Below are 26,419 nucleotides of genomic sequence, written 5' to 3' on the forward strand. Positions count from 1 at the left end.
CGATTTAGACTTTGGGGGAACCGACTGAAACATATCCTCTATCGGGTATTCACCAACAAACAGTTTCTAACTGCCTATTGCGATAAATATGATCTGAAGTTCAGATTCTTCATCAAGGACGGTGTAGGAAAAGACATTTACTACAAGTTCGGGGTTTACTCGGAGGATCATATCACCCAATATCTGCTGAATACCATCGGCATCAGGAATGAAGATTTCATTATTGATATCGGCGCTAATATCGGCTGGCACTCGCTTACATTAAGCAGCCAGGCAAAACCCACTATTTTTTCTTTTGAACCGGATCCATTCAACTTCAACCTGCTCAGTCAGAACAGGGAGCTTAACAACAAGACAAATGTGCGGCTCTTCAACGTTGCATTGGGGAACGAAAACACAACAAAAACGCTCTATCTCTACAAAGACCATAATCTGGGACGCCACTCCCTGATACAGCAACAGAAATCCGTCAGGAGCACAGAAGTTAAAACTGTGCGGCTGGATTCCTTACTGGAACAGGAGGGCATGACCGGCCGCCGCATCAAACTGATCAAGATAGATGTGGAAGGTTTCGAATATATGGCCATGTTAGGCGCAAAAGAATCTTTAAAAAGAACGGATTACCTGCTCACCGAGTTCACACCGGATATGATGCGCAAGATCAACCAGGACCCGGCCGATTATATCAATCTGCTGAAAGAGGTTGGTTTCACCATCAGGCAGATAGAGCCAAACGGCCTGCATACGCCGGACTTCGACGCTATCATCCGCAATAACCAGCAGGTGAACTTCTTCTGCAGCAGGTAACCCTGAGGGTTATACATGGAGCAACTGATAAAAAATAACCGGATCTCACTGGCAGGCTTTGTGATCACTTTCCTGGGTGCCGTGTTATTTTCAACAAAGGCCATCATCATCAAAGTGGCTTTTGCGCATAGCGCCATCAGTGCGCTTACGTTGCTCACCCTGAGAATGATCTTTTCACTTCCTTTTTATACAGTGGCGGCCGTAGTAGCCGCCAGGAACCAGGAGAACGAACCACTAACCAGGAGTCAATGGACCTGGGTAGTGGTTCTTGGTCTTTTTGGCTATTACCTGAGCAGTCTCTTTGATTTTATGGGACTGCAGTGGGTGTCAGCCGGGCTGGAAAGGCTGATCCTCTTCCTCTACCCTACTTTTGCCGTGCTGATCAATGGGTTTTATTTCAAGCAGAAGATAAGCGGCTTGCAATGGATCGCTTTGCTGCTGACCTATGCCGGGATCGGGCTGGCCTTTGCGGGCGAATTGCAGCTCGATACAGGCGGCGAAAATTTCTACTGGGGTGTGTTCCTCATATTCTGTTGCGCAGTCACCTATTCGATCTATATCGCCGGCAGCGGTCATATTATCCCATCTGTGGGAGCCGGCAGATTTACCGCTTATGCGATGATAGCAGCCACGGCAGGTATATTCCTGCATTTTTTATTTGCAGGCAATTTTGGTGTGCTACGTGAGGCGGCAGGAAGTGCCTGGATCTATGGATTGTTATTAGCGATCTTTGCAACGGTGATCCCGAGTTTCCTGATCTCACTGGGGATGAAGAAGATCGGATCGAATAATGTGGCGATCATTTCGGGGATCGGACCTGTTTCCACCATTTTGCAGGCGTACTGGATATTGGGCGAAGAAATTTTTTTGGAGCAAATTGTGGGTACAATGCTAGTAGTGGCGGGCGTTTTGCTGATTGGCTGGAAAACAACGCGATAAAAAGTTGAAAGGTTTTTTGGTGAGTTCAATATTAGGTTTATATTTGCAACCCCGAACACGATACCGGAACATTCAAGTAACTCTGAATCAACGGTTAACAGATCACCTGCCCAGGTGGCGAAATTGGTAGACGCACTGTGTTCAGGTCGCAGCGCTCGCAAGGGTGTGCTGGTTCGAATCCAGTCCTGGGCACTAGAAAAAAGGTCGTAAGAGTTACTTACGGCCTTTTTCTTTTTTGTCAATTTTAGATTCACTCCTATTGGTGTTACCTATGGTGGATATCAAATCCATAATAGACGAATACAAATCCCTGAATTTGCATGATGTAATAGATTATGACAAATTCAATCAATTCTCCATTGTTCATCACTCCAGCGGAATAGAAGGATCCACCTTAACAGAAAATGAAACCCGCCTGCTCCTAGAAGAAGGTATTACGCCAAAAGGGAAACCCCTTGAGCACAGCCTGATGGTAAAAGATCATTATGATGCCTTGCTTTTTGTGCTGGATGCTGCCCGGAAAAAAACACCTCTTACAGTAAACTTCATACAATCCATCAATGCAAGGGTTATGAAGCATACCGGTGGTTTGTACAATACTATTTTTGGCGAGATCGATGCAACTAAAGGTATGTTTCGCAAAGGCAATGTAAGTGCCGGGGGAAGTTATTTCGTTAATTATGATAAAGTAGAACGCTATACATCTGAACTGGTTGATAAAATCAACAAAGAACTTATTTCTGCAATTACCATAGAAGAGCAACTGCATCTTTCTTTCATTGCCCATTTTGACCTGATCAGTATTCACCCCTTTTATGATGGAAACGGACGCGCAAGCCGCTTATTGATGAATTATATTCAGTGTTACTATGGCCTTCCTCTGGCTATTGTTTACCAGGAAGACAAAGTTGATTATTATGATGCATTGCAGGCAGCAAGGAAGCAGGAAGATATTTCTATATTCACCGGATTCATGACGGAACAGTATAAAAAGTTTTTACTGAACGAAATGCAACAGTTCAGAAGAGACATTGGCACGGAACCTTCGAAAAAGAACAACAGGATTGACGGCAAAGGATTCTCCTTCTTTTTTTAACCGGCATTGGATTACATTCTTATGCTTCCCTCGTTTTGTGGCTAAAACTCCCTGCTAGAATAACGATGTAGGGAGGCGCCCGACATGCAACAGCTGCTGCAACTGATCCTGCAAAAAACAGGTTTAAATAATCCGGGTATTTTTAATACTTTCGGTTTCCAGCCCCTAACCAAATCAACCATTCTCATGGTAAGATGTCTTTTATTTGCGGTGCTGTGCAATATTTTCAGTATTTCCAGTTTCAGCCAGGTGACCCCTGATTTCATTATTCCGGATACCGTTTGTGTAAATTCACCTGTCACTATCCTAAACACATCCGTTGGAGCAACCAGTTATTACTGGAACTTTTGTACGGCCGATCTGAGCAATGCACCAACTGTTACAGACCTGGGCAATATAGGCGGCCAGTTCAATACCCCTGTATTCATGGATTATGTTTCAGACAACGGCAATTATTATGGATTCGTAACCAATCACTATGGCGGAAACCTGATCCGGCTTGACTTTGGAAATAGTCTCCTCAATACACCTGTTGCCACCAACCTGGGCAATTTCGGAGGTATTCTCCCGATCGCTTTCGGTAACGAAGGAATCCAGGTGGTGAAACAGAATGGAAACTGGTTTGCCATTATTACGGGTGGGCACGATGCCTCCTCCTCCACAAGTCCCAGGATCGTTAAAATAGAATTCGGAACAGACATTGCCAATCCGGCGCCGGTTGCCACTAACTGGGGCAATATCGGGAATATGGATTTCCCCATTGACCTGCACCTTTATGAAGATGCAGGCCGCTGGTTCGGCATTACCATCAACAGTCAGAATAATACCATCACTCGTTTCGACTTCACCAACAGTTTCAGCAATGTTCCTGTTGCCACCAACCTGGGCAATATCGGCGGGCTGGATTATCCAACAGGCATCTTTGTGACCACAGACAAAGGAAATTGGTATGCGTTTATAGTGAATCAATCACAAACTCCCAGTCAAAAATCAACTATTACCCGGCTTGATTTCGGCAATTCCCTGAACAATACCCCTACGGGCACCAATCTTGGCAACATGGGTGGGCAGCTATATGATACCCGTGATATCACCATTCTGAAATCCTGCGACCAAACCATTGGTTTTGCCATCAACGGAGGTAGCTCCAATTCAAACATTGTAAGGCTTGATTTCAATAATGATCTCAGTTCCGTACCTGTGGCCAGTGTTGCCGGCAACCTGGTCAATGGAACATTAGCCCATTGTATTTCAAAACTGTTCAGAGATAAATCCAGTGTGTACGGATTTGTAATGAAAGCCTACAGCAACAGTCTCACACGCCTTGAGTTTGCCGGCTGCACCAATGCCAGTATTCCTGCAACCACACAGAAAGACCCTCCGGTTTTCAGCTACGATGCCCCGGGTACCTACAATATCAATCTCACCATCGATGACGGACTGCCCACGCAGCAGATGATCTGTAAAAAAATAGTGGTGCAGGCACCTGTGTCGTCGGATTTCAGTTACGAGCAGGAAATCTGTGACCCGCTTACTGTCAGGTTTACCAACAGCAATACGGGTATTTCTGATTATCAGTGGACACTCGGCGATGGCACAACGGTGAACAACACGCTCAGTCCATCCCACCGATACAGCGCCTATGGCAACTATCAGGTAACCTTCACGGTGATGAAGAACAAGTGTACAGCTCCTGTCAGCAAAATCATCCCACTCCATCTGGGGAAAGAAGATATTGTACTCACACCTGATACCACCATCTGCGATGGCGCCACCAAGCAACTTCGTTCACTACCTTCAGTGGATGTCTGCTGGTATCCCGCCACTGACCTCAGTGATCCACGAATATCCAACCCTGTTACTTCTACTACACAGGATATAACCTATTACTGCACTATCAGGAAGCCAGGCCCCAACCTGGTGAGCAATGGAAATTTCGAAGCAGGCAATACCGGCTTTACGTCTGAATACAATTATAAAACTCCTCCCAATATAAACGGAGGAGAATATTATATCGGAGAAAATTCACAGGACTGGAATCCGCTCATGAGTCCTTGCGTTGACCATACTACAGGTAAAGGGAAAATGATGATAGTGAACGGCGCTACCATTCCCGGTGTTCGGGTATGGTACCAGAGTATTCCGGTGAAGCCCAATACCAACTATGCGTTTTCCATCTGGATAGAAACCGTGAACAATGCCGATCCTGCCCGCCTTCGTTTCACCATCAATAACCATGAAGTAGGATCTCCCATCAACTCAGGCGCAGCCTGCACCTGGATGCAACTGTACACCACCTGGAACTCCGGCAATCAGACCACTGCGGAAATTGCTGTCATAAACAAAAGCACTGTATTCTCCGGAAATGATTTTGCTCTGGATGATATCAGTTTTACCGAAGTGACCACGGTATACGACAGTGTGAAGATCACTGTAGAAAAGCCTACTGTAAATGCAGGCGCAGATGCTGAGATCTGTCCAGGTACCTCCGTAAAACTGGGAGCTACAGGAGCAAATACCTGGAGCTGGTCGCCTGCAGCAGACCTCTCCGACCCTACCCTTGCCAACCCGGTAGCCGCACCCGCTAAAACAACTGAATACACCGCAACCGGCACCACCATCCATGGTTGCATCGCTACAGATAAAGTAACCATCAACGTTATAGCGCAACCGGTTCTTGATAAAACTCCTGATACACTTGTCTGCAACAATACGCCAATCCAATTGAGAGCGGTAGCCAATGGGAATTACAGTTATACCTGGACGCCTGCAGCCGCACTTAACAATGCCAGCACGGCAAAACCAACCATCCCGGTTTTGAAAACACCCACCAAATTCCATGTGCAGATAACCGATCTGAAGAACTGTATCACCAGAGATTCTGTAATGGTGGATATCCGGCCGCAACCGGACTTCAGGGCCAAACTTCCGGATGCTGTCTGCTATAACACCAGTTCAAAATTTGAAGCCAGCGGCGGGGACACCTACAGCTGGACACCGGCAGACCAGCTGGATGATCCCTTCAGCCCCACCCCTTCTGTCAAAGCAATACGGCCGCTGACGTATACCGTGCTGATCTCAGAAAACACCTGCGGTCATGATTCTCTGGTAATATTTGCGCCGCTTCGTATCAATCCTTTGCCAAACACTGACGCTACCAAAACGAATGATATCAATTGTGTAACTACCAGTGCTCAACTCCTTGCTACCGGAGCCATCAGCTACAACTGGTTCCCGGCCTCAGCAGTTGACAATCCCAAAAGACGTGATCCTAAAACACTGGTGGACACTACCACCCAATTCATTGTAAAAGGCACCAACCAGTTCGGATGCATTGCCAATGACACCATTGTGGTGTACGTAACCAAAACAGGTACTCCCATCTTCGAGATACCTAATGCCTTTACTCCCAACCACGACGGTAAAAATGATTGCTTCGGTATCGGCAGATGGACCAACATCAAACTGGAATCTCTGGAAATATACAATCGCTGGGGACAGAAAATATTCCATGGCACCAAATCCACGGATTGCTGGGATGGCACCTTTAAAGGCAAGCCACAGGACAGCGGAGAATATATATACATCATCAAAGCCGCTACTTTCTGCGGACCGTTACTACGCAAAGGAGTTTTATTCCTGATAAGATAAATTTTCCTTCATATCCATGTTCTATTTTTTGAAGGAATGGTATTTCAGCTATGCAAGGCCCACATCAGGTGGCCCAGATATCTATATAATCATATTTTCCCCTCAGGCTTTTCAGGGAAACCATCTTACTGTTGATATCAGGATAATTGAATACCGGCGACGGTAATCCCGGCGTATTGAGGAATTTGTAACTATCATACATTTTTTTGATCTGGCCCTTATAATAAGGAGCTGTTATAACCTTATTGAAATCATTGTATGCCTGTAACAATTTAGCAGTGTCCTTGATCAGTTTCAAGCTCAGGGTGGCCTGCCTGTAACACAGGTATTCCCTGATAAAAGGATTTTGGATTTCGTTTAAGATCACATGCAGGGGGATGGTGCCATTGATTACTTTGATCGCAGTATCCGCCTTTTACCTGGTGGCATACTTGTATTTCAGGTACCCGTCTACCCAACGTCTGTAACTCCGGTAGCGCCTGAACAACAGTTCATCGTTGGGAAGCGAATTAAAAGATACAATGCTGTCAAGCTGCCTGGTTTGCTCCGGACTTAGTTGTTTTGTAAATAGGAATCAGCAAACAATTGCTTCATTAGAAAGGCGGCACAGATCATCCATCTGGCCGCCTTCTCAATTCAGAATAGCTATTATTCCGGTTTATCAATTATTTTTTTACTTTCTTCTTATATTCCTCCAGTGTTGCTTCATACTCTTTCACAAGGTCTTCCCTGATAAACCCTGGATATTTCCCTTCCTTCAGATTTTGTCTGGCGATTTCTATGGCTTTGGTCTGCGATTCCATGGCTTTTTTAAAATCGCCCATATTGGAGTATCCGGTGGCAATCTCTTTATAGATCATAGCCCCGGGCTGGGGATTGTCTATCATTTCCCGCAGTGAATTGATAGCATACAGGTAGGAATCTTTTTTCAAACCTGGCTTACGGCAGATCACTACTCCAACAGAAGCTTTATATCCTGGCTTCGTCTTTTGCCATTCCTTTACAAAAGCCATCGCTTCCTTTTCGCTGACATGATCTAAAAGAATCATGAATTTGTCGAAATTCAGAGGTCCCAGATAACCCGGCATCATAGCAGCAATAGCAGAATCGATGATCTTAACTGCCGTACCATAGCGCTTTTCTTCCACCGCAGATTTTGATTCCCTGCTTGCTTTAGAATAGATAAGCTCTTCTTTTGAAGGCACTCTGTTTGCTTTTGCGACGGCCATATCCCTGGCTTTTTTTATATCGTATTTGCCATCCAGCACCAGTTTCACAATTGAATCCAGCTGTACCGGATGCCCCATCCACTGTATCACTCCATCCTGCACCATGATGGTGCAGGGAATACCATTCACCCCTGCGGCAGTCAACCAGTTTTTCCCCATATGCTCTTCTTTCGTATCAGTTACCACATCAAAGTCCATTATTTTGCCCATATTCCGGACGAATTTTTCCACTTTGGGCTGCAACGAGTCATAGGATAATTTTCCGGTCTTGTCTTCCCAAACATTCACTGCAATAACAGATACATCCTTCTGATTTGCCTTTGCAAATTCTGAGAGATGCGGCATGGATGCGATACATGGCCCGCACCAGGTTGCCCAGAATTCAAAAAGATAAAGATGTCCGGGTTTGTAATCCGCAGCCGGAGAGCCTTTGATCACACTTCCATACCTGAACTCTGGCGCCTTATCACCCACATACAATGTTGGTTTCGGTTGATCCTGCGCATTGCAAAAAGACGTGACAGCTACCAGCAATATTAATACTGCTGTGCATTTGCTTACAATTTTTTTCATCTTACTTGTTATGTTTTCTATTTTTTTATAATATCATTTAACCCAGGAAAGCAATTAATAACTGTTCTGCATGATCTGCCCCTCTGACTGGATGATATCATTATTAGGGATGGGGATCATATAACGGGAGCTTTTTACCGGTAACGTATATACTTTTGAGTTAGTTTTATCTATAGCACTAAGCTTAACGTTGTAGAAAGTACGGCTGACTGTGATATCATCAGCAGTAGTTTCGTTATAAGCGAAACGGCGTATATCATACCATCTGAATGCGAAAGGAAGTTCGCGCCTGCGCTCCTGTAATACAAGTGTCAGTGCATTGCTGGCATTGAAGCCGAGATCCAGGTTTTCATATCCGGTCACAAAACGTTTGGTACGTAAAGCCGTCACTAAAGTTGAAGCAGTAGCAAAATCACCCTTACGTGCAGCAGCTTCCGCTTTGTTCAGCATCACTTCGGCGATGGCAGGTCCTGTGGGTATCAGGTTCAAACCAAATTGCTTGAAACTGTTCAGCCCGGGCACACCCCATTGCGCCGCAAAACCACTGTGTTCAGGCATGAAGTGTTTATACCTCAGGTCTTTTACCCGCTCTGTTTCTGTTGCACCATAGTTTGCAATCAGTGCCGGACTGGCATTGAAACTATTCCTTCCAGCGTTTATTCCGGCGGTATAGCTGGTGTACAGAAATTCAGGCCACGCGAGATATTGGGAATTTGCCCATTGACTGAGGGCGGAATAGGTAACCGTGTATGCTGGCCCGCCAGGTCCATTCGGCGTGTATGTTGTAGGGTTTGTGGCAGGGCCAATAGTATTGAAATCCACCAATTGGGCATTTGAAGTGGCGAGCGCATTATTGGCATGAGTTATTGCAGCATTGTAATCTCCGGTAAATAAATAATACCTGCTCAGAAAACCATCGATCGCCGTTTTGCTGATCCGCCACCGGTAGAGTGGATTCACATCATCATAACTAACAAATGACCGGGCCTGTGAAATGTCTGACAGGATAAAATCATACACTTCTTTTAAAGTGGCCCGCTTCAGGCTTTCAGTATAGCTCACCGTTTTTCTTAATGGAAGTCCGGGTGACTGCAAGGTACTTGAATGGTAAGGCTGGCAGTATTGATTCACCAATACCCAGTATGCATAGGCCCGGTTGAAGTAGGCATTGGCTTTGATCATATTCTTCTCACTTTCATTCCCGGTAACATTATCAACATTAGAGAGGATCACATTAGCGGTGAGGATGCGCTGATAACCATTCGCCCAGATTGGATCACTTGCTGAGGTCTCTATCAGTTTATCCGTATCAAACGTGTAATAGAATGCACTGGTCAGATCAAATACACTTGGTGTGTTATTGTATGCGGCAAGATTGATCTCCACATCATCAGTAGCATTGATCACTGCATAATTGGCTGCAAACTGTCCGGCCCAGTCGGGAGAGGTGCTGGTTACATTATCCAGCAAAGCCTGCAACTGAGCCGTTGTTGTGATGGATGTCTGAATCTTATTGGGTTCTTCCAGATATTTACTGCATGCTGTAAGGCTTATCAGGCCTGACACAAGCGTTGTATATATGATATTTTTCATCTTGTAATTTTTTATTAGATCTAAAAGCCGAACTTAAGACCGAATGTATATGAGATAACCGGCCTGTCTGCTCCCGGAAGAAAATCAGGATGATAGCCATTGGTATTGTTACTCCAGATCAGGCCCAGGTCTCTTACCTGCAAAAACAAACTCATGTTTCTCAACCTGGCACGTTCAATAAGTTTCTGAGGCAGCTGATAGTTCAGGAATACTTCTTTCAGCTGGATGAATGAAGAACTTTCTATGTAGCTGGTCAGGTAGGGGGAATAACGCGGCCAGAGTGTAATGGCGGGGTCGGCCAGCAATGATGGCACTGACGGATCTCCCTGCAGTACCTGGCTTACAAACCTGTTAGGGGCAGTTTTTCCGTAACCTACAAAGGCGCTTCCATAATTAAATGAGGGGTTGAGAAAACTTCCGCCGAATGTTCCGATCAGTTGTGCGGTGATACTCAGATTGCGATAACTGAATGTATTCCGCCATCCCAGACTATGTGGAGGAGTTGTTGTGCCAGCATAATGCATGTAATTGTTGGAAATGCCATCAGTATTGATCAGCAGCGTTTGTGAGTTGAAACCGAATTTTGCTCCTTTCGGACCATAGACCTGCGGCATGCCGTTAGCATCCACTCCGGCATAATCATAGGTATAAAACGAGTTAACCGGTCTGCCCTGAATGAATGCCAAACCGGGTGTCACTAATTCTAAATTCCTGGGATTGGGGTAGTAAAGATCAGTAACCTCATTGTGGTTATAGGCATAATTCAGCGAGGTAGCATATTTAAAGCCACCTGCAAAATCAAGTACCGTACCGAGTTGTATTTCGATGCCACGGTTCAGGATCTCGGCGTTGTTGAATTTTTGAGCGCTGGTGCCATAGGCCTGTGGCAGGGTCCTGGAGCCGGTAACTTCCGTGCTCTTTTTGTTATATACATTCACACTACCTGTCAGCTTGTTTTTGAAGAGGGCGAAGTCTACCCCAAAATTGACAGTATGTGTCCGTTCCCAATGTAAAAACGGATTACCGAAACTACTGATAGTTGCTGTGATGGTACCTGTGCCAACATTGGGTGATGTACCCATATTCACCAATGCCTGGGTGGAAGTAGATTTATCTGCCGTACCGTTACTTCCATAACTTGCCCTGAGATGCAGGTAATCTATTGAACGGACATTATCCATAAAGTCTTCGGCCTTCACATCCCAGTTACCACCCACTGACCAGAATGGCGACCAGCGTAATTTGGGATCTGTGGTGATATAGTTAGATGCATCACCGCGGATATTCAGTGAGAGTGTATATTTTTTATTGTAGGTAATGTCGCTGGCCGCGAAGTAGGATACATACCGGTCCAGGCCATAAGACAGGGTTGTGTTTCCACCCTGGAGTGAAGTTAAGTTTGAGCCGGTGACCGTTCCTGCGGGAAACACATCAACCGAACTTCCATAGCCATAGGGCGGCACCACGGAAGTAAGTGTTTCAGGGTTGTACCCGTAAAGCCATGGATATACTATGCCATCTGTACGGTACTGAGAAACTTCTCCACCGAGAATGGCATTGACGCTGAACATGCTGCCAATATCCTTCAGGTAGGACAATTGTCCCCTGTAATTGTAATTGGTGAAATCATTGTCGGTTTTCTGAAGAATGCCTCCTTTAGGCAAATACACGTTACCTACTGTTTTAGTGGTGTTGTTGTATTGCAGATTGGTGTTGACCATATTCCGCACATAGTAGGTGTCGTCACTGTAATAATTCTTTGTTGTTACTTTTCCGCGCTCATACTGAATTTTCGCGTCAAACGTAAGGCCAGGTATCAGTTTCAGCGTGAGGCCTCCCTGTAAACGTGCATTGTAGTTCATGGTTTGAAGGTCACGGCCCCTCACCTCTCTCAGCAGGTTATATGACCAGTCGGAATATGGGAATTTATTCAAAGGCATCTGTGACAATATGTATGGATCAGGTCCGCCCGTTCCGCCATCAACCCCCGCTACTTGTTTTGCATAACTTCCATCGGGGTTCAGGAACATTTCATAGGAAGAAATACCTCCACCAAAAAGTGTAGGATAGCCGTTCAGTTCTGAAAGGATAGTACCGCTGTTCTGCTGATTGAAATACTGGATGAATGTGTTGAAGTTAAGCGTCAGGAATTTGGTCAGCTTATACTCGTTGGCGAAGTTGATATCGTACTTCTTGAAGCCATTGCCAATGAACCGGTCTTTATTCTGCTCGTGCAATAAGGAGAGATAGGTCTTGGACCTGTCGGTATTATTGCTGAGGCTGATATTATATTGCTGGGTAAGCGGATGGCGCATGAGATATTCCTGCATCTGGCCCCGGTTATCTATTTTGCTCAGTGCATCCAGGCCGGCGTTCATATCAGCAGTTGACAATCGTCCGTATTGGTTGGCAAACAATAATTGCTGGGCGGCAGTAAGCGTCGTTCTGAACTCGCTTGGGAACAGGCCGCCCTGATAAAAGAGCCCGGCAGTAACGTAGATCTTCTTTTCGAAGGCCAGTTTTTCATAGGCCACCTGATCTGCAGCGTTGGCCATCGTGTAAATCTGATCGAGATCGGGCCTGTTGCCAATGCGGGTAAAAGCGCTGGCATCGATGGTGAGCCCCTGCTTGCCTTTTGCTTTTTTGGTGGTGATCACAATCACACCGTTTGCTGATCGGGCGCCCCAGATAGCAGAAGCGGCGGCATCTTTCAACACGTCAACACTTTCCACATCATTGGGGTTGATGGCGGAAAAATCACCGTTCATCAGTGGAAATCCATCGATGACGATCAATGGTGAACGCTGATTATTGGTGGTTCCCAGGGTGGAAATGCCCCGGATGGTAAATGTAACATTCCCATTTGCGCTTTCCTGGCCCTGCATACCTGCAACAACACCTTGCAGCATGGATGAGAGATCGGTATTGGGCCTGTTGGCCAGCACATCCTGTCCAACACGTTCTATAGTTCCGGTAGCGCGGGTCCTGTTCAGTGTTTGAAAACCGGTTGACACTATTGAAACACCTTCAAGGCTTGTAATGGAGTGCGCCAGGATTACGGTAATTGCTGAATTATCAGAAATGGTACGTTCCTGCGTTTCAAAACCAATAGAGGAAAAAACCAGCACATCTCCTGCTTTCACGTTGGCTGTAAATACACCATCGGCATCTGTAACACCCAGCACGCGGGATTTCTTTAAGGAAATTGATATGCCCGGAACAGGCTTGCCGAGTGAATCCACCACTCTTATTTTTACCGGCGGTGCCAGCAATCCGGAAAGCGATATCTGCAATTGAGATATGGAAGGTGGCTTGGGAGAAATAAAAATCGTTTTATCAGCGATCTCATATTTAAGCGGTTGGTCCTTCAGAATGAGATCCAGGAACTGGGTAAGCGGCAGGGCTTTCACGGTAAGTGAAAAGGTTTTGTTGCCGGATAATAATGCAGCATCATACCCTACAATGTAACCCGTTTGTTTGCGGACAGCTGAAAATATTTGTTTGTAGGTCAGTTCCTTCCCGGAAATAGTAACAGATTGGCCAATACCTGAGGCCGATGCTGACATACAAGCAACAAATAGTAAAATAGTGAGCAATCTCATAACTCTCATGAATTGAGCTGGCAGCCCGTAATCACCTCCGGAAGGCTGGATAAAAGCCCTTATCCGGAAGCACACGAAGGCGCTGCCAATAGCAGTTTTTTGCATAAATTGCATTGTTTGGTTGAAAAAATACTTATACGGTCATTTGAATCAACTAAAACACCGCCGGGAGTGTTACTACCACTTCCGGTTTTTTTAGACGATCCTGCCAGGATAGCTGCTTGTATACACTGTAAGATTCATCGCGCTTTCAATTATGGTAAAATGATCAGGGTTCTGCCATCCAGCCTGTAGTGAACACCCATTTCTCCCAACTGCTTCAGGAGCACATTGAGTGAAACACCCCTGGTCATACCACCTGCCAGCTCCAGGTTGGGAGTTTTATTATTTTCGTAAACAACCTGGATATCATACCAACGTTCCAGTTGGCGCATGATCTCATCAAAACTTGCCCCGTCGAAATTGATCAGCCCATTCTTCCAGGCCATTATTTTTTCTACATCCACATTTTTATGCACTTTGATCATTCCGTTCAATTCTGCCTGTTCGCCAGGTTGTAAGTTCACTGTTGAAGCCAGGTGCTGTGCAGAGAATCGGATACGCCCTTCTATCAGTGTTGTATAAATTGCCGTTTCTTCAGCATATGCATTTACATTGAAATGAGTGCCTAAAACTTCCACCTGCCCTTTCCCGTTAACGTTCACGATAAAAGGTTTTCCGGCATTTTTCGCCACTTCAAAGTAGGCTTCACCAGTAATATCCACCACTCTTTGCTTTCCAACAAAGGAAACAGGATAGCGGATGGAGCTGGCTGCATTCAACCAAACCTGTGTTCCATCCGGCAGCGTCAGCATGAACTGCCTGCCTTTGGGTGTGGACATGGTATTGAATGCTGCCATATCCGCTTCGCCTTCATACACCAGGGAGCCGTTGACCACTCTTGCCGTTACACCTCCCTGAAGCGCCACGGTAGCATTTTTGACAGTATCCAGTAAAACCTGTTTGCCATCGGCCAGTGTGAGGATAGCACCTTCTTTGCCAGCTGCTATTTCCACGGGGTTATGAGTGCTGTTTTGCGCAGGGGCATCTTTTACCAGGTCTTGCTTTTCCTGCTGCCGGAAGAACGTAAAATATGTGCCCACACTCAACATCAGCAATATTGCCGCGGCAGCCACCCAATGCAGGCGGTATCTTTTCCAGGCAGGCACCGCATATTTTATTTTGCCTTCATCCAGGATCTTATTCAGCATCACTACGGCTTCCTGATCCTGCAAACCAAACTCCTCCCCACCGGTATCCCAGCCAGCATGTAAAAGGCCTTTCACTTCCTGTTGTAAATCAGGCTCCAGTAAAAGTCCCATCAATTCTATTCTTTCAGAGGCATTCAGCTGTTGTGCCAAATGCTGCCGGAACAATTCGTGCAATCGTTCTTTCATTTTAAAAAATTAAGGATAGGTAAATGGTAAGCCACGGAGAAACGGCTTCCAATAATATAAGAGTCGATAGTCAGGATTAAGGGGGAGAAAAAAACTATATTTTTTTTAAACGCCTGCCAGTTGCCAGATAACCACAATGGCAATGGCCTGTTCGCCGTATTGTTTACCGATCTCGGAACGCATGAACCTGAGTGCGTCTGCCAGGTGGGATTTCACCGTTTCGAATCCGACGCCTGTCCGCGTTGCTATTTGTTCATAGGTAAGGCCTTCTTCACGGCTCAACAGAAAAACTTCCCGCTGGCGGGGAGTGAGCCGGTCCACAAGTGACCTGATAAATTGGGCCACTTCTTTGCTCAGCAAAGGGTATCCCGCCTCATCTGCAATATTGCCGCTGGTTTTAAGGTGTTGCAATACCAGTTCTTCTTTTGCCGCCTGCTGAAGGTTATGGTACAATTTGCTGTGCGCTACCTTGTGTAGGTAAGCATTGAAATTACCTATTTCCGGAAGCCTGTGCCGGATTTTCCAGACCTCCAGAAAAGTTTCCTGCACTACATCCTCTGCCAGTTCCCTGGAAGCGATCACTTTGAATGCATAGGAAAAGATACGCCGCTGATATAAGAAGAATAAGGCTTTAAATGCTTCCTCACTGCCTGCCGCAGTTTGCTGTAGCAGCTCAAATTCATTATTTGATGTAGCAGACAATGCAGATGGAAATTTTGGGTTTGAGCGCTAAAAGTAAGGAAATCGGAGCATTTCACGATTGTTTTGACTGCTGCTCGCTGAACATCCCCGGTACTAATCACAAAACCCATCGCCTGCAGTTGCAGGTTCGTCAACAAAAAAAACGCACCGTTTGCCACGGTGCGTTTTTGAATATCATTAATGCTGTTGATAACAAATGTAATCAGGCCCTCACAGACTCTATCATCGCTGTTATTTCCGCAACGGAAGCATCATCACCTCCCTCAAAGCCAGTCATACGGAAAGCGATCTTTCCATTTTTATCAATGATGAACTTTGTTGGAATGCCGGATACTTTATAGCTTTCTATCACATCGCATTTTTGAGTAGAAGGGTTCTTCAGGTCCATCAGCACATTGAAAGTATACCTGTTCTCTTTAATGAATTTCCTGACCTCAGGGAGCGGATTTTCCATACGCTCCCAGGTATCGATGAACAGGAACACCACAGATTTGTCTTCTTTGTATTTGTTGACTGCCAGTTGCATGGCAGGAAAGGATTTTTTACAGGGCCCGCACCAGGTTGCCCAGAAATCCAGCACCACTATTTTACCTTTCAGCGAAGCAAGCGATACAACTTTACCTTCCGTATTCTTCAATGTGAATGCAGGAGCATCGGATAGATTGCCTTTCAACCTGGCAATTCTCATGGTAGCCGAATCAGTCAATTCTTTTCCGATCGACACCATCAGGTCATTGTATCCCTTATCAGAACCTTTTACAGCTAAGTACGCGTCCCTGAATCTTTTCTTCAGCTCCTGTGCAATGCTGCCCCGGCGGTATTGCTTTTCAAGCAGCGGAAATGCTTCACCCAGCTCATTGTTGGCAATCAGCGCAGTAATGTAAACTGTCTGAGCATCGTTTGACCGCTTATTGGCAGCATAAGCTTCCCTGGCGTAGGACAATGCTTCCCGGTGATTGCCCTGCTTACCAAGCACCTTCGCATACATCAACCGGAAGGCATTGTAGTCCATACGGGGATCAGCAACGGGCCTGCCCGGCTCCGCTGCCTGGGATGTTGCAGCAGCGCTGGTAACAATAGCCCGCAACTGATCAAGTGTTTCTTTAGTGAGTTTTGCTGCCAGCTGCGTTTCACCATTCAGCAATAAATTCTGAATCACAACCAGCTTAAGATTATCCACCTGTCCCTGTCCGGACATGATATTGTAATATTCGATCACTTTCTCTTTGTTCACTTTGGTCTTAACACCGGCATAGGCAGCCGCAACATCAAAAGCCACCATACTCCCCGGAGCTGCTTTGAATTTTGCTTCATAGTCTTTGTACAATTGCTCCTTTGCTGCAGCATCCGTTTCATTATACAGTTTATTGACAGCATCGGTCCTGGCCTGCGAACCCATCGGGAAACGCTGCAATACAACTTCCTTTGCTTTCTCCCAGTTGCTCACGTCATTTTTACGTGCGTAGTACTGTAAAGCAAGATTCGCATCAATCTCATTGTTACTGGAAAGCAGGTTTGACAGCCTGGAGTGCAGGGCTGTTTCATTTTTTTCATTCAACATAGAATCCAGGGCAGGATTGGTCCTGCGTTGGGCAGCCCTTTGTTCATTCCCCGATGCAAAGATCTTATCAAGGGCTTTGCTCAGCGATTCTCCATACAAATTCCTGCTGATGAACTTTCCGTCAGGATCAATCAAAAAATTGGTGGGTATTGACTTGATATAGTACATCATCGCCGCTTCGCCGGCAAATCCTTTCACATCACACAATTGCGTCCAATCCCCTAATCCATCTTTCTGAATGGCCTCCAGCCAGGCCTTCCTGGCCTCCGCCTTATCCATGGATACGCTCACAACTGTAAAACCTTTGTCCTTATACTTATTGTACAATTTTACGATCAGTGGATTTTCCTTCCTGCATGGCACGCACCAGCTGGCCCAGAAATCGAGCAGCACATATTTCCCTTTGAACTGAGACAAGCTCACCAGGTTGCCCGCAGTATCCGGAAGCGTGAAATCCATTACCGGGTTTCCTTTCATCGTTTTCCTGGCAACTATGAGATTTTCAGAAAGGGCTTTTATTGCAGGCAATTCCTTGAAATCAGCAGGAAGCAGTTTGAGTAATCTATCCACACTGTCTGGTTGCAGGTTCTTACGCGGCGTCCAGACCGGCCTGTTAGCATACTGCAGCAATGCATGAGTGGCAACAGGAGATGTGGGGTGCTGTTCCACAAACTGCCTGTAATAATTATCTGCTATAAACCCTACAGAATCATTCACAAACCTGGAGCGGTCTTCACTTACTTCACCAGCACGCCTTTCTGCATTCAGTATCTGGTATCCTATCTGGTTACACGAATCCAGGAATCTGGTCAGCCTGTTATAGGTTACCGTCAGGTTTCCGGAAGGGCCGTTAATGATGGAAGTGGTCAGCAGGGAATCACTCAGTTTCACTGTATTTTCAGAAGGGATAGCAAACACCGGCAAATAATCGAACACTCCCCCCTGCCCTCTTCCATTGCCGGCGGCTGATTTTAACTTAATAGCGAGAACCATCACGGCAGGCTGGTCCATTTCGCGTTCATACACAAATTTCCGGTTGATGATCTCAGTACTGTCGAAGATGAATCCGCCACCTGGTTTGAAGATAGTAACAGAAACCAGGGAGGGCTGACTTTTGTACCCGGTAAGATCTGCTTTCAATCTGAATTTGCCTGCCTTGAATTGCCGGGCTGCCACTACGGTTGGCAGCAGGCAGGCCAATATCACCAATATTCTGCTAACGTTCATATCCGGGATTTTGAATTAAGTTGATATTTGAATTGATGTCATTTTGCGGGAATGGATAGAGCAACTGATAGTCCTGCCATAATGGTTTTGTTTTCTTCAACACTTCAATAGCTTTACCCCTTCTCTTGAGATTGAACCATCTGTCTGATGATTCGGTGAAGAGTTCGGTCCATCTTTCATGATCGATAGTATCCTGCAGGGCAGCATCTGAAATGCCCGGGTCAGTATCGGCAAGTAATGGCAGTCCGGCCCTGAGGCGGATTACATCCACATCAGCTATCGCACCAGGTTTATCATTATTCTTCAACCTTGCTTCGGAGCGGATCAGGTATTGCTCAGCAAGCCTTAACATCACGGCAAACTCATTGCCGGTGGTACCGGATCGCAGTTTGTATTTATAGGGATAATAATAAGTAATGGATCCGTCTACAATTGCCTTTGTCCATTCTGCTTTCCGCTTATCGTTTGCAAGAAATGTTTTGGTTAAAGTATCTGTCAGTACCAAAGCGGGTGTAGTGGAAGAGGGAATAAAATTAACGCCCATTCTGGTAACGCCATTCACATTGGCTATCTGCCAGATCACTTCATTACTTGTTTTTACAAATACCTTGCTGAGATCTGTCTCTAATTTGTACGTCGATGACGCTGCTATTACTTCAGACGCCTCACGTTCAGCGTCCGGATATTTGCCTCTGTACAGGTATACACGGGCTAACATGGCTGTAGCAGCTTTCTTGTTTACACGTGCCCTGTCCCCTGAGGGGTAATTGTCGGTCAGCAATGATTTTGCCTCTTTCAGGTCCGACTCAATTTGCTCCCATACCTGTTCCGGCGTGGATTTGGGTAAACGGGCATTATTCAGTCCATCACTACTTAATGCCAGTGGTACTCCGCCAAAATAGTTCACCAGGAAATAATAGAGATATCCTCTCCAGAACTTCATCTCCCCGGTGAGCTGACGCTTGAATGTTTCGCTGACCGTTGTTGCATTTCCGAGGCCTTCCAGGTTAGTATTCACGATATTGAGAATATAATAGGGATCGCTGAATACAATATCGGCATCGTTGCCTACAGCCAATGTATTATTCCTGAAGTTGTCGTACTGCGTGGTATTGAAATAGTAGGCATCATCAGCTGAAAGGGCACCGATCCGGTTGGTGTTCAAAACAAAGTTATTTACACCCGTAGTGTAATAATAACCGTATACTGATAGTATGCTGCTGAGTGCAGTCAATGAATCAGAGAAACCCTGTGCCGGCGTTAATTGATTGGGTGGAATATCCACATCCACAAACTTTTTGCAGGATACCAGATTGAAACTGGCAAATATTGCGAGCATCACGAGGATCTTCGTTGCGCTGTATATTGAAACAAAATTCGATTTCATGCTTGAAAAATTTAGAATGAACAACTGATTCCAGCTGTGAGTACGCGTAAAGGAGGCATGGAGGTACCTGTTTCGGGATCAAAAGCGCTCTTCACCTTACTTGTTACAAACAGGTTCTGACCGGACACGAATACCCGTAAATTCTGCAGCTTTGCTTTTTGAATCCAGTTTTGTGAGAAGGTGTAGGACAAAGACACATTTCTCAAACGCAACCAGGAGGCGTCTCCCCAGGTAGCATCAGAACCGGCGTAATTACTGTAAATGGTAGACACCGTGGTAGCCCTTGGGTTGACAGTATGCTGGCCTGGTGCTGTCCAGCGTTCCGTTCTGCTTGCATCGATATTGGCCAGTACACCGGGAACGGTTGTAAAAGCAACCTGACCTTCCCTGCGGGTATACTGAAAGAAAAAGCTCAGGTCAAAATTCTTAAAGGAGAATTCATTGTTGATTCCTCCATAAAAAGTGGGGGCAGAGTTTCCGATCACGCGTCTGTCGAGGTTAAAGCTGGGCGTGAACGACACCGTATCCTTGCCGGTACTGCTGGCATTGAACGCTGCGTACAGCGGCCTTCCTGTTGCGGGATCAACTCCCATGTATACATACCTCATCACTGCGGTAATGGGTTCATTGAGTACAGCAGTGGAAGCATTGAAATAGCTTTTGTCGATAGCCAGGAATTTACTTCTGGGAATGGTGAGGTTCAAAGATGTTTTCCAGGTGAAATGATCAGATTTGATATTTGTTGTATTGAGTTCAAATTCAAAGCCGGTATTTTGAATGGTTGCTGGAAGGTTACCTGTATAGGCGTTTGTTCCGGCAACAGATGACACACGAACAGTGGATACCTGTGTGGAAGAGCGGTTATGGTAATAACCTGCATTCAGATAGATCCTGTTATCTGCAAATCCTAACTCAAGGCCAACATCCAGTCTTTTGGTGCTTTCCCATGCGAGTGCAGGGTTTGGAATTCTGGCAGGGAACAGCACGCTGCTTCCCTGATAAGCATAGGAGCCTGAGGCAGAAGCCAGGGTGGACATATAATAATAATCCGGGAACTGATCGTTTCCTGTGATACCATAACTGCTGCGGATCTTACCGAATGAGAGGAATGGCAATGCTTCTCTGAGCCCGTCTTCATCAGAAAAGATCCAGGCTGCAGCCACTGATCCGAAAGTTCCGAACCGTTTGCCCGGGCCGAAACGGGATGATCCGTCGCGCCTCACGGTGGCATTAAGGATATACCGTGATTTCCATTCAAAATTCAAACGGCCGAAAATTGAAGTGTATTTGTACAGGGTGTAACTGGGCTGCATGTCAGGAGCAGGATTGGTACCGGCTCCGGTCAGCGAACCCAGCTGAGAAGGATTGGTGTAATTGTCTGCAGAAATGGAAAGCCCGTCGTTAAGATTGCGTTGGAAAGAAGTACCAGCCAGCACTGAAACAACCGCCTCTCCTATTCTTTTGTTGTAGTTAAGCTGTGGTTCAACCAGCCAGGATTCCTGTGTAATATCTGCAAAACGCGCGGAGTTACTTACAACATTCACCGGATTTTTAGAGTAGCCGGGTTGTTGTGTATTCTGTTTGATAGAGATCCTCGTAAAGCCAAAATTTGTTTTGAAGTCAAGGCCAGATAACAACGAATACTTCACAGCCGTATTGGTAATGAAGCTATTGGTCTTTCCAATGTACTTCTGCATGAATAATGCCTCCGGATTGTTGATGCCCGAATACCAGTACAATGTTCCATTAGGATTGTACAAAGGCATATTCGGTGGAAGATTGTATACAGAGCTGGGATCAGTTACATTGAGATTTGTTTTATCTGCGGAATAACTGATAGAAAGGTTGATGTTCAGTTTCCTGTCGGCAGAACTATGATCACCGTTGAATCTTCCGGAGATCCTGTCGGAACCCAGACTGCCTGGCATTACGGTGGTTTCTTTATGGTAACCTCCGTTCAGGAGGAACCTGGTACGGCTGTCGCCCCCCGAAACGGTCAGTTGTGCATCGGTGGTACCTGCAGTTCCGCCCATATATTTATCCTGCCAGTTGGTATATGCATTCTGATCCCAAACCATCAGGTCCGGCGCATTGGCTGCGGTTGCGGTTAATCCATCATTGGCAAAGGCCTCCTTGCGCAAGGCAAGGTATTGCTGGGTGTTCATCATTTCTATCTGCCTGGCTACCTTTCCTATTCCGGAATATACATTCAGGTCAACACGGGTTTTACCAGCCTTTGCTTTTTTTGTAGTGATCAGCACTACGCCATTGGAACCGCGTGAACCATAGATAGCCGTGGCATCAACATCCTTCAGGATATCGATCCTTTCAATATCAGCAGGATTGATAACGCTGAATGGGCTCACCGCTCCATTCGCTCCGCTGATGCCAAATGAATTCAGGTCGTCCCTGACCGGAACAGCCTGTGTGGTTATATTGAAGGGAATTCCATCGATGATATAGAGAGGAATAGTTCCGTTTTCAATGGAGTTCTGGCCACGGATCTGTACAGTAACCCTTGATCCGGGAAGTCCGTTTGATTGGGTTATCAGGGCACCGGCAACACGTCCCTGCAAAGCATTCAAAGGATTGGCAACAGGCTGCTTTGCAATTTCTTCGGAAGTAACAGTTCCTACAGCTGAAGTGCTTTTCCTTTTGGTAGTATTGTAATACCCTTTTATCACAATATCATCCAAGATGAAACGGCTCGAACCAGGGTAATGGTTAATGAAGATTCAGTGCCAACCTTTATTTCCCTTTCCTTAAAATTCACGGAACTTATAACAAGGACCTGCCCGGGCAAAACATTGATGGAGAAATGGCCGTTGGCATCGGTAGTTGTTCCTGTGGAAGTTCCTTTTACGGTGATACTCACACCAGCAATTGAATTTCCATCGGTATCCAGAATACGGCCGGTGATCAGCATCTTCAATTCCTGGCTGCCGGATAGCGAGTCAATAAGTTTGATGCTGATTTTCCTGATTCTTTTGGCAAGTACAATAGTTCTGTCTTCAATCGTATAATCCAGCGACAGATCCTTTACAATCAGATCCAAAAACTGTCTTAAAGGAATTCTTGATACTGACAGGCTGATGGTTTTGTTTTCATCCAAATCCCGTTTGTTATGAAACACCACATAACCCGTTTGTTTTTTTACAGTGGAAAACACATCGCGCAATGTCATGTTCTTACCCGAGATAGTGACTGTTTGCGCAGTTCCTTCAGCGTTTGCAGAAAGAATGGCTACCAGCATAAAGAAAGTCAGCATTCTCATAATTCTCAGCATTTGGTTGCGCAGCTTGAACGTAACCAGGGGTGAGCGTGTACAGTTGGATATTGATCCAATCTGTGATGACGGCAAGGCATGAAAGATCAAGCCGCAATTAGCAGTTTTTTGCATAAATTGCAAATGTTTGGTTGAAAAAAAATGAAGCGTCGAACCTTTATTCTGATCAGCTGAACAATCCTCCGGAGGTGGTAATGACACTTCCGGTTTTTTGTTTTACCGATCTTCTGTTGAATGTATCAGTACTTTTTTACGGCAGGATCAGTAGTTTCCTGCCTTCCAGCCTGCATGTAACACCAATCTTCTTTAACACATTTAATAGCCCATCCAATGTAACACCTTTTGTAATCTCCCCACTCAGCTCCACATCTTCCGGTATTCCATCGGTGTAAACAACTTCTATATCATACCAGCGCTCCAACTGGCGCATGGCTGCATCGAATGTGATATCATTGAAATCGAACACACCATTTTTCCAGGCCACTACCTGGCTCAGGTTGGCTTTAACTTTTTTAATGCTTCCCTGTTCTATCTGTGCCTGCTGTCCTGGCTGTAAGATCATTTTCTCCCCTGTACCTTTGGTAGCAAAGGTTCTGATGGAACCTTCCAGCAGTGTGGTTTTGATGGAATGCTCGTTCTCAAAGGCATTTACATTAAAGTGGGTACCCAGTACTTCCACCTGTGCCTCTTCACCAATGATTACTTTGAATGGTATTTTATCATTTTTCGCCACTTCAAAGTAGGCTTCGCCGGTTACGGAAACACTACGTTCTTTACCAGCAAACTGAGTTGGATAACGGATGGAACTGGAGGCATTCAGCCATACCAGTGTGCCATCCGGCAACGTCAGTTGGAACTGACGGCCTCTGGGAGTGGACATCGTATTGTATACTGCTTCTTTACCCTTTCCATCATAAACGAGTACTCCATTGATAACTTTTACGGCAGCACCACCCTGCAAAGCGATCTCTCCATTTTTTACTGTATCGAGTAATACCTGCGACCCATCGGCCAGTGTCAGTAACGCACCTTCCTTTCCTGGCATTATGGGAGCGGCAATCACATGGCTTTCTTCTGGCCCATGCTGTGATTGTTCAGGATATATCAATGCAAATACAACCGTTGAAGCAAGGATGACGACAGCAGCGGCCCAACCCCATTTCCGGAGAAAATGAACCCGGTGTACAATGGGGGCGGAAGGTTTTTCGATTGAATCGATCTTTCTGTTTACCGAGCTGACGATTACTCCTTTTAATAAGTCATTGGCATGTTCTTCGTAACAGCTGTTGTCCCAATCCCCCTGCAGGCGCTCCTGCAGGAGACGCGAATATTCCGGCTGTTCCAACAACCTGAATAACTGTAACTGGTCTTCCTGATTGAGCTCACCGGTTACATATTTATCCAATAATTCATGGAAATTCTCCTGCGTCATACCTATTAAGTCGTTTAAATTTTCAGGGAGGGTAGTCCGGTCAAAACATTTTTTCAAAAAAAGTGGAAATAGTCAACAGCGAGATGGTGGCATTTTCTGAATTTTTGGCCAGGTACTCCCTCAGAAAATTGAGGGCCCGGACTATATGATCTTTAACACCATTGCGTGAAATATTCATTTCCCGGGCAATTTCGTCATAGGACTTCTGTTCCCATCTGCTCATGAGAAACACTTTTTTGCGGGTGGGGGGAAGAAGATCGATTCCGTTGTTGAGGATCCGGGAGGATTCTTTCAATAACAATGACTGGTCCGCCTCATACCCGGAAGCAGCCAGCAATTTTTCCGTATCCTCGCCGCGCAATCTGGGTTTACGCAGGGCGGATAATATTTTGTTCCGGGTTATGGCGGACAGCCAGGCGGAAAGATTGTTGACCTCAGGAAGTTTGTATTTCTGAAGCCAGACATCAACAAATACATCCTGGGTAATTTCCTGGGCATCTTCAGTAGATTTAAGCCAGGTGAGCGATTGGGTGTAAACCTTAATCCAGAACTTTTCGAGGATGGCATTAAAAGCCTGCCTATCTCCGTTTGCGGTCAGTTGCAACAGTTCCTGGTCAGTATATGGCTGATTGTTTCCCAAAAGCACTGGTAAATTCCTTAGGCCGCAAACTATATTAAAATTTTCATAGTATACCCAATTTGGATTTGGGCAGCCTTTTTATTTGGGATCAGTTCATCTGAGAGTGAGGAATATCAGTTCGCCTCTGGCGAACGCTGAATTCGCCGGAGGCGAGCAAATAGAAGTCACTCGCGGGGACGCGAGCGACCGGGCACCGCAAAAACAGATGGGGCTAACCTTTTTGGTTAGTCCCCAAAAAACTATAAACTACAGATGCTTTTTAAAATAATCCCTGAGCCGCCGCTGGTAATAGAGCTTGTAATCGCCCTCATAACTATGGCTTTGGCCGGGAAGGATGAGCATATCAAAGTCCTTCCCGGCATGAATCAGCGCATCAACCATTCTGTAAGTGTTACCGGGATGTACGTTCTGATCTACTTCACCGGCAACCAGCAATAAATGTCCTTTTATGGAAGAAGCGAGTTCCTGGTTTGTTTTTACTTTAAAATTGAAACTGGAATCCGTCCCCTGGTAGGTTTCACCCCATGTACGGTTATAGATCCTGTTATCATGATTACCCGAAGAGGCCACAGCCACCTTGTAGAAATCCGGGTATTTACCCATGGCCGCCACAGCCATCATTCCACCACCTGAATGACCGAAGATGCCAACTCTGCCAATATCCATGAAGGAAAAGCGTTTTGAAAGCTGCACAAGGCCAGCTTTATCATCTTCCAGGGCATAGTCGCGAAGATTTCCATAACCGTAAGAATAATAAGCTTTGTTCCTGTAAGGAGATCCGCCACGATGGCCCATCACTACCACAATGAAGCCCTCCTGTGCCAGGGAGGTATTGTTGTAGCGGTCCAGTACTGTGAACTCAGACCACACCGTTTCTATCTGTGGGCCCGGATACACCTGCGAGATCACGGGATATTTTTTGGTTGAATCGAAATTGAATGGCTTCCACATCAGGCCATAGAGATCCGTTATTCCATCGGCCGCCTTCACAGTAAACATCTGTGGCTGTTTCCAACCATAGTTGTACAGCCGCCTCATATCAGGTTTCCACGCTTCCATCACTTCATGCCCATCCATATCCCTGACTATCGTGCGAGGTTCCAGATCAATACGGGAATAGGTATCAACCATATACTTTCCATTGGTGCCGATAAACACCTGGTGGGTGGCATTGCCTGGTGTAAGCAGGTTGACGGCATTACCCATCAGGTCTGCCCTGTACAGCTGCGCGTAATAGGGGTTGATCCCCTTTTCCCTT

General features: G+C 45.8%; 17 protein-coding genes and 1 tRNA gene. 5 read left to right on the forward strand and 13 right to left on the reverse strand.

The genetic code is table 11. The features are described from left to right. From ACTHMC_RS12085 to ACTHMC_RS12105, 5 genes are all read left to right on the forward strand, one after another. On the forward strand, positions 1 to 807 hold an 807-nt coding region (locus tag ACTHMC_RS12085; RefSeq protein WP_440413381.1), incomplete at its 5' end, for an FkbM family methyltransferase. 15 nt (positions 808 to 822) lie between these two features. Further along, positions 823 to 1,746 (forward strand): DMT family transporter, encoded by a 924-nt coding sequence (locus ACTHMC_RS12090; RefSeq protein WP_440413382.1) that lies wholly within the window; start codon positions 823 to 825, stop codon positions 1,744 to 1,746. A 108-nt stretch (positions 1,747 to 1,854) separates the two neighbouring features. Further along, positions 1,855 to 1,938 (forward strand) — tRNA-Leu (locus ACTHMC_RS12095). Positions 1,939 to 2,062: 124 nt separating this feature from the next. Further along, entirely contained in the window at positions 2,063 to 2,842 is a 780-nt protein-coding gene (locus ACTHMC_RS12100; protein ID WP_440413383.1) for a Fic family protein, read from the forward strand. Positions 2,843 to 3,028: 186 nt separating this feature from the next. Continuing rightward, positions 3,029 to 6,493: a gliding motility-associated C-terminal domain-containing protein gene (locus tag ACTHMC_RS12105; RefSeq protein ID WP_440413384.1), complete on the forward strand. Its 3,465-nt coding sequence runs from the start codon at positions 3,029 to 3,031 to the stop codon at positions 6,491 to 6,493. A 64-nt stretch (positions 6,494 to 6,557) separates the two neighbouring features. On the opposite strand, the gene ACTHMC_RS12110 is transcribed toward ACTHMC_RS12105, so the two are convergent. The 13 genes from ACTHMC_RS12110 to ACTHMC_RS12170 form a co-directional block, all read right to left on the reverse strand. Beyond that, positions 6,558 to 6,860, reverse strand: a complete 303-nt coding sequence (locus ACTHMC_RS12110; protein ID WP_440413385.1) for a TlpA family protein disulfide reductase — start codon at positions 6,858 to 6,860, stop codon at positions 6,558 to 6,560. Positions 6,861 to 7,158: 298 nt separating this feature from the next. Beyond that, positions 7,159 to 8,295: a TlpA family protein disulfide reductase gene (locus ACTHMC_RS12115; RefSeq protein ID WP_440413386.1), complete on the reverse strand. Its 1,137-nt coding sequence runs from the start codon at positions 8,293 to 8,295 to the stop codon at positions 7,159 to 7,161. Between the two features lie 54 nt (positions 8,296 to 8,349). Next, positions 8,350 to 9,888, reverse strand: a complete 1,539-nt coding sequence (locus ACTHMC_RS12120) for a RagB/SusD family nutrient uptake outer membrane protein (protein ID WP_440413387.1) — start codon at positions 9,886 to 9,888, stop codon at positions 8,350 to 8,352. A gap of 20 nt (positions 9,889 to 9,908) precedes the next feature. Next, positions 9,909 to 13,454: a SusC/RagA family TonB-linked outer membrane protein gene (locus ACTHMC_RS12125; RefSeq protein WP_440413388.1), complete on the reverse strand. Its 3,546-nt coding sequence runs from the start codon at positions 13,452 to 13,454 to the stop codon at positions 9,909 to 9,911. Positions 13,455 to 13,744: 290 nt separating this feature from the next. After that, entirely contained in the window at positions 13,745 to 14,926 is a 1,182-nt protein-coding gene (locus ACTHMC_RS12130; RefSeq protein WP_440413389.1) for a FecR family protein, read from the reverse strand. 105 nt (positions 14,927 to 15,031) lie between these two features. Continuing rightward, entirely contained in the window at positions 15,032 to 15,628 is a 597-nt protein-coding gene (locus tag ACTHMC_RS12135; RefSeq protein ID WP_440413390.1) for an RNA polymerase sigma factor, read from the reverse strand. Positions 15,629 to 15,830: 202 nt separating this feature from the next. Further along, entirely contained in the window at positions 15,831 to 18,416 is a 2,586-nt protein-coding gene (locus ACTHMC_RS12140) for a redoxin domain-containing protein (protein WP_440413391.1), read from the reverse strand. Next, complete coding sequence (locus ACTHMC_RS12145; RefSeq protein ID WP_440413392.1) at positions 18,406 to 19,803, reverse strand: RagB/SusD family nutrient uptake outer membrane protein; 1,398 nt, start codon at positions 19,801 to 19,803, stop codon at positions 18,406 to 18,408. Before ACTHMC_RS12145 ends, ACTHMC_RS12140 begins: the two co-directional genes overlap by 11 nt. Before the next feature lie 11 nt (positions 19,804 to 19,814). Next, a complete protein-coding gene (locus ACTHMC_RS12150; protein WP_440413393.1) occupies positions 19,815 to 22,499 on the reverse strand; it encodes a SusC/RagA family TonB-linked outer membrane protein in 2,685 nt (894 codons plus the stop codon). Continuing rightward, entirely contained in the window at positions 22,484 to 23,290 is an 807-nt protein-coding gene (locus ACTHMC_RS12155; RefSeq protein WP_440413394.1) for a carboxypeptidase-like regulatory domain-containing protein, read from the reverse strand. The genes ACTHMC_RS12150 and ACTHMC_RS12155 overlap by 16 nt, the downstream gene beginning before the upstream one ends. 49 nt (positions 23,291 to 23,339) lie before the next feature. After that, positions 23,340 to 24,521, reverse strand: a complete 1,182-nt coding sequence (locus ACTHMC_RS12160) for a FecR domain-containing protein (protein ID WP_440413395.1) — start codon at positions 24,519 to 24,521, stop codon at positions 23,340 to 23,342. A 40-nt stretch (positions 24,522 to 24,561) separates the two neighbouring features. Beyond that, complete coding sequence (locus ACTHMC_RS12165; RefSeq protein ID WP_440413396.1) at positions 24,562 to 25,161, reverse strand: RNA polymerase sigma factor; 600 nt, start codon at positions 25,159 to 25,161, stop codon at positions 24,562 to 24,564. 246 nt (positions 25,162 to 25,407) lie between these two features. Then, the coding region (locus ACTHMC_RS12170) for an alpha/beta hydrolase family protein (RefSeq protein WP_440413397.1) at positions 25,408 to 26,419 on the reverse strand (1,012 nt) is incomplete at its 5' end.

Source organism: Pseudobacter sp. (assembly GCF_051955275.1).
In the GTDB taxonomy this organism is placed as follows: domain Bacteria; phylum Bacteroidota; class Bacteroidia; order Chitinophagales; family Chitinophagaceae; genus Pseudobacter.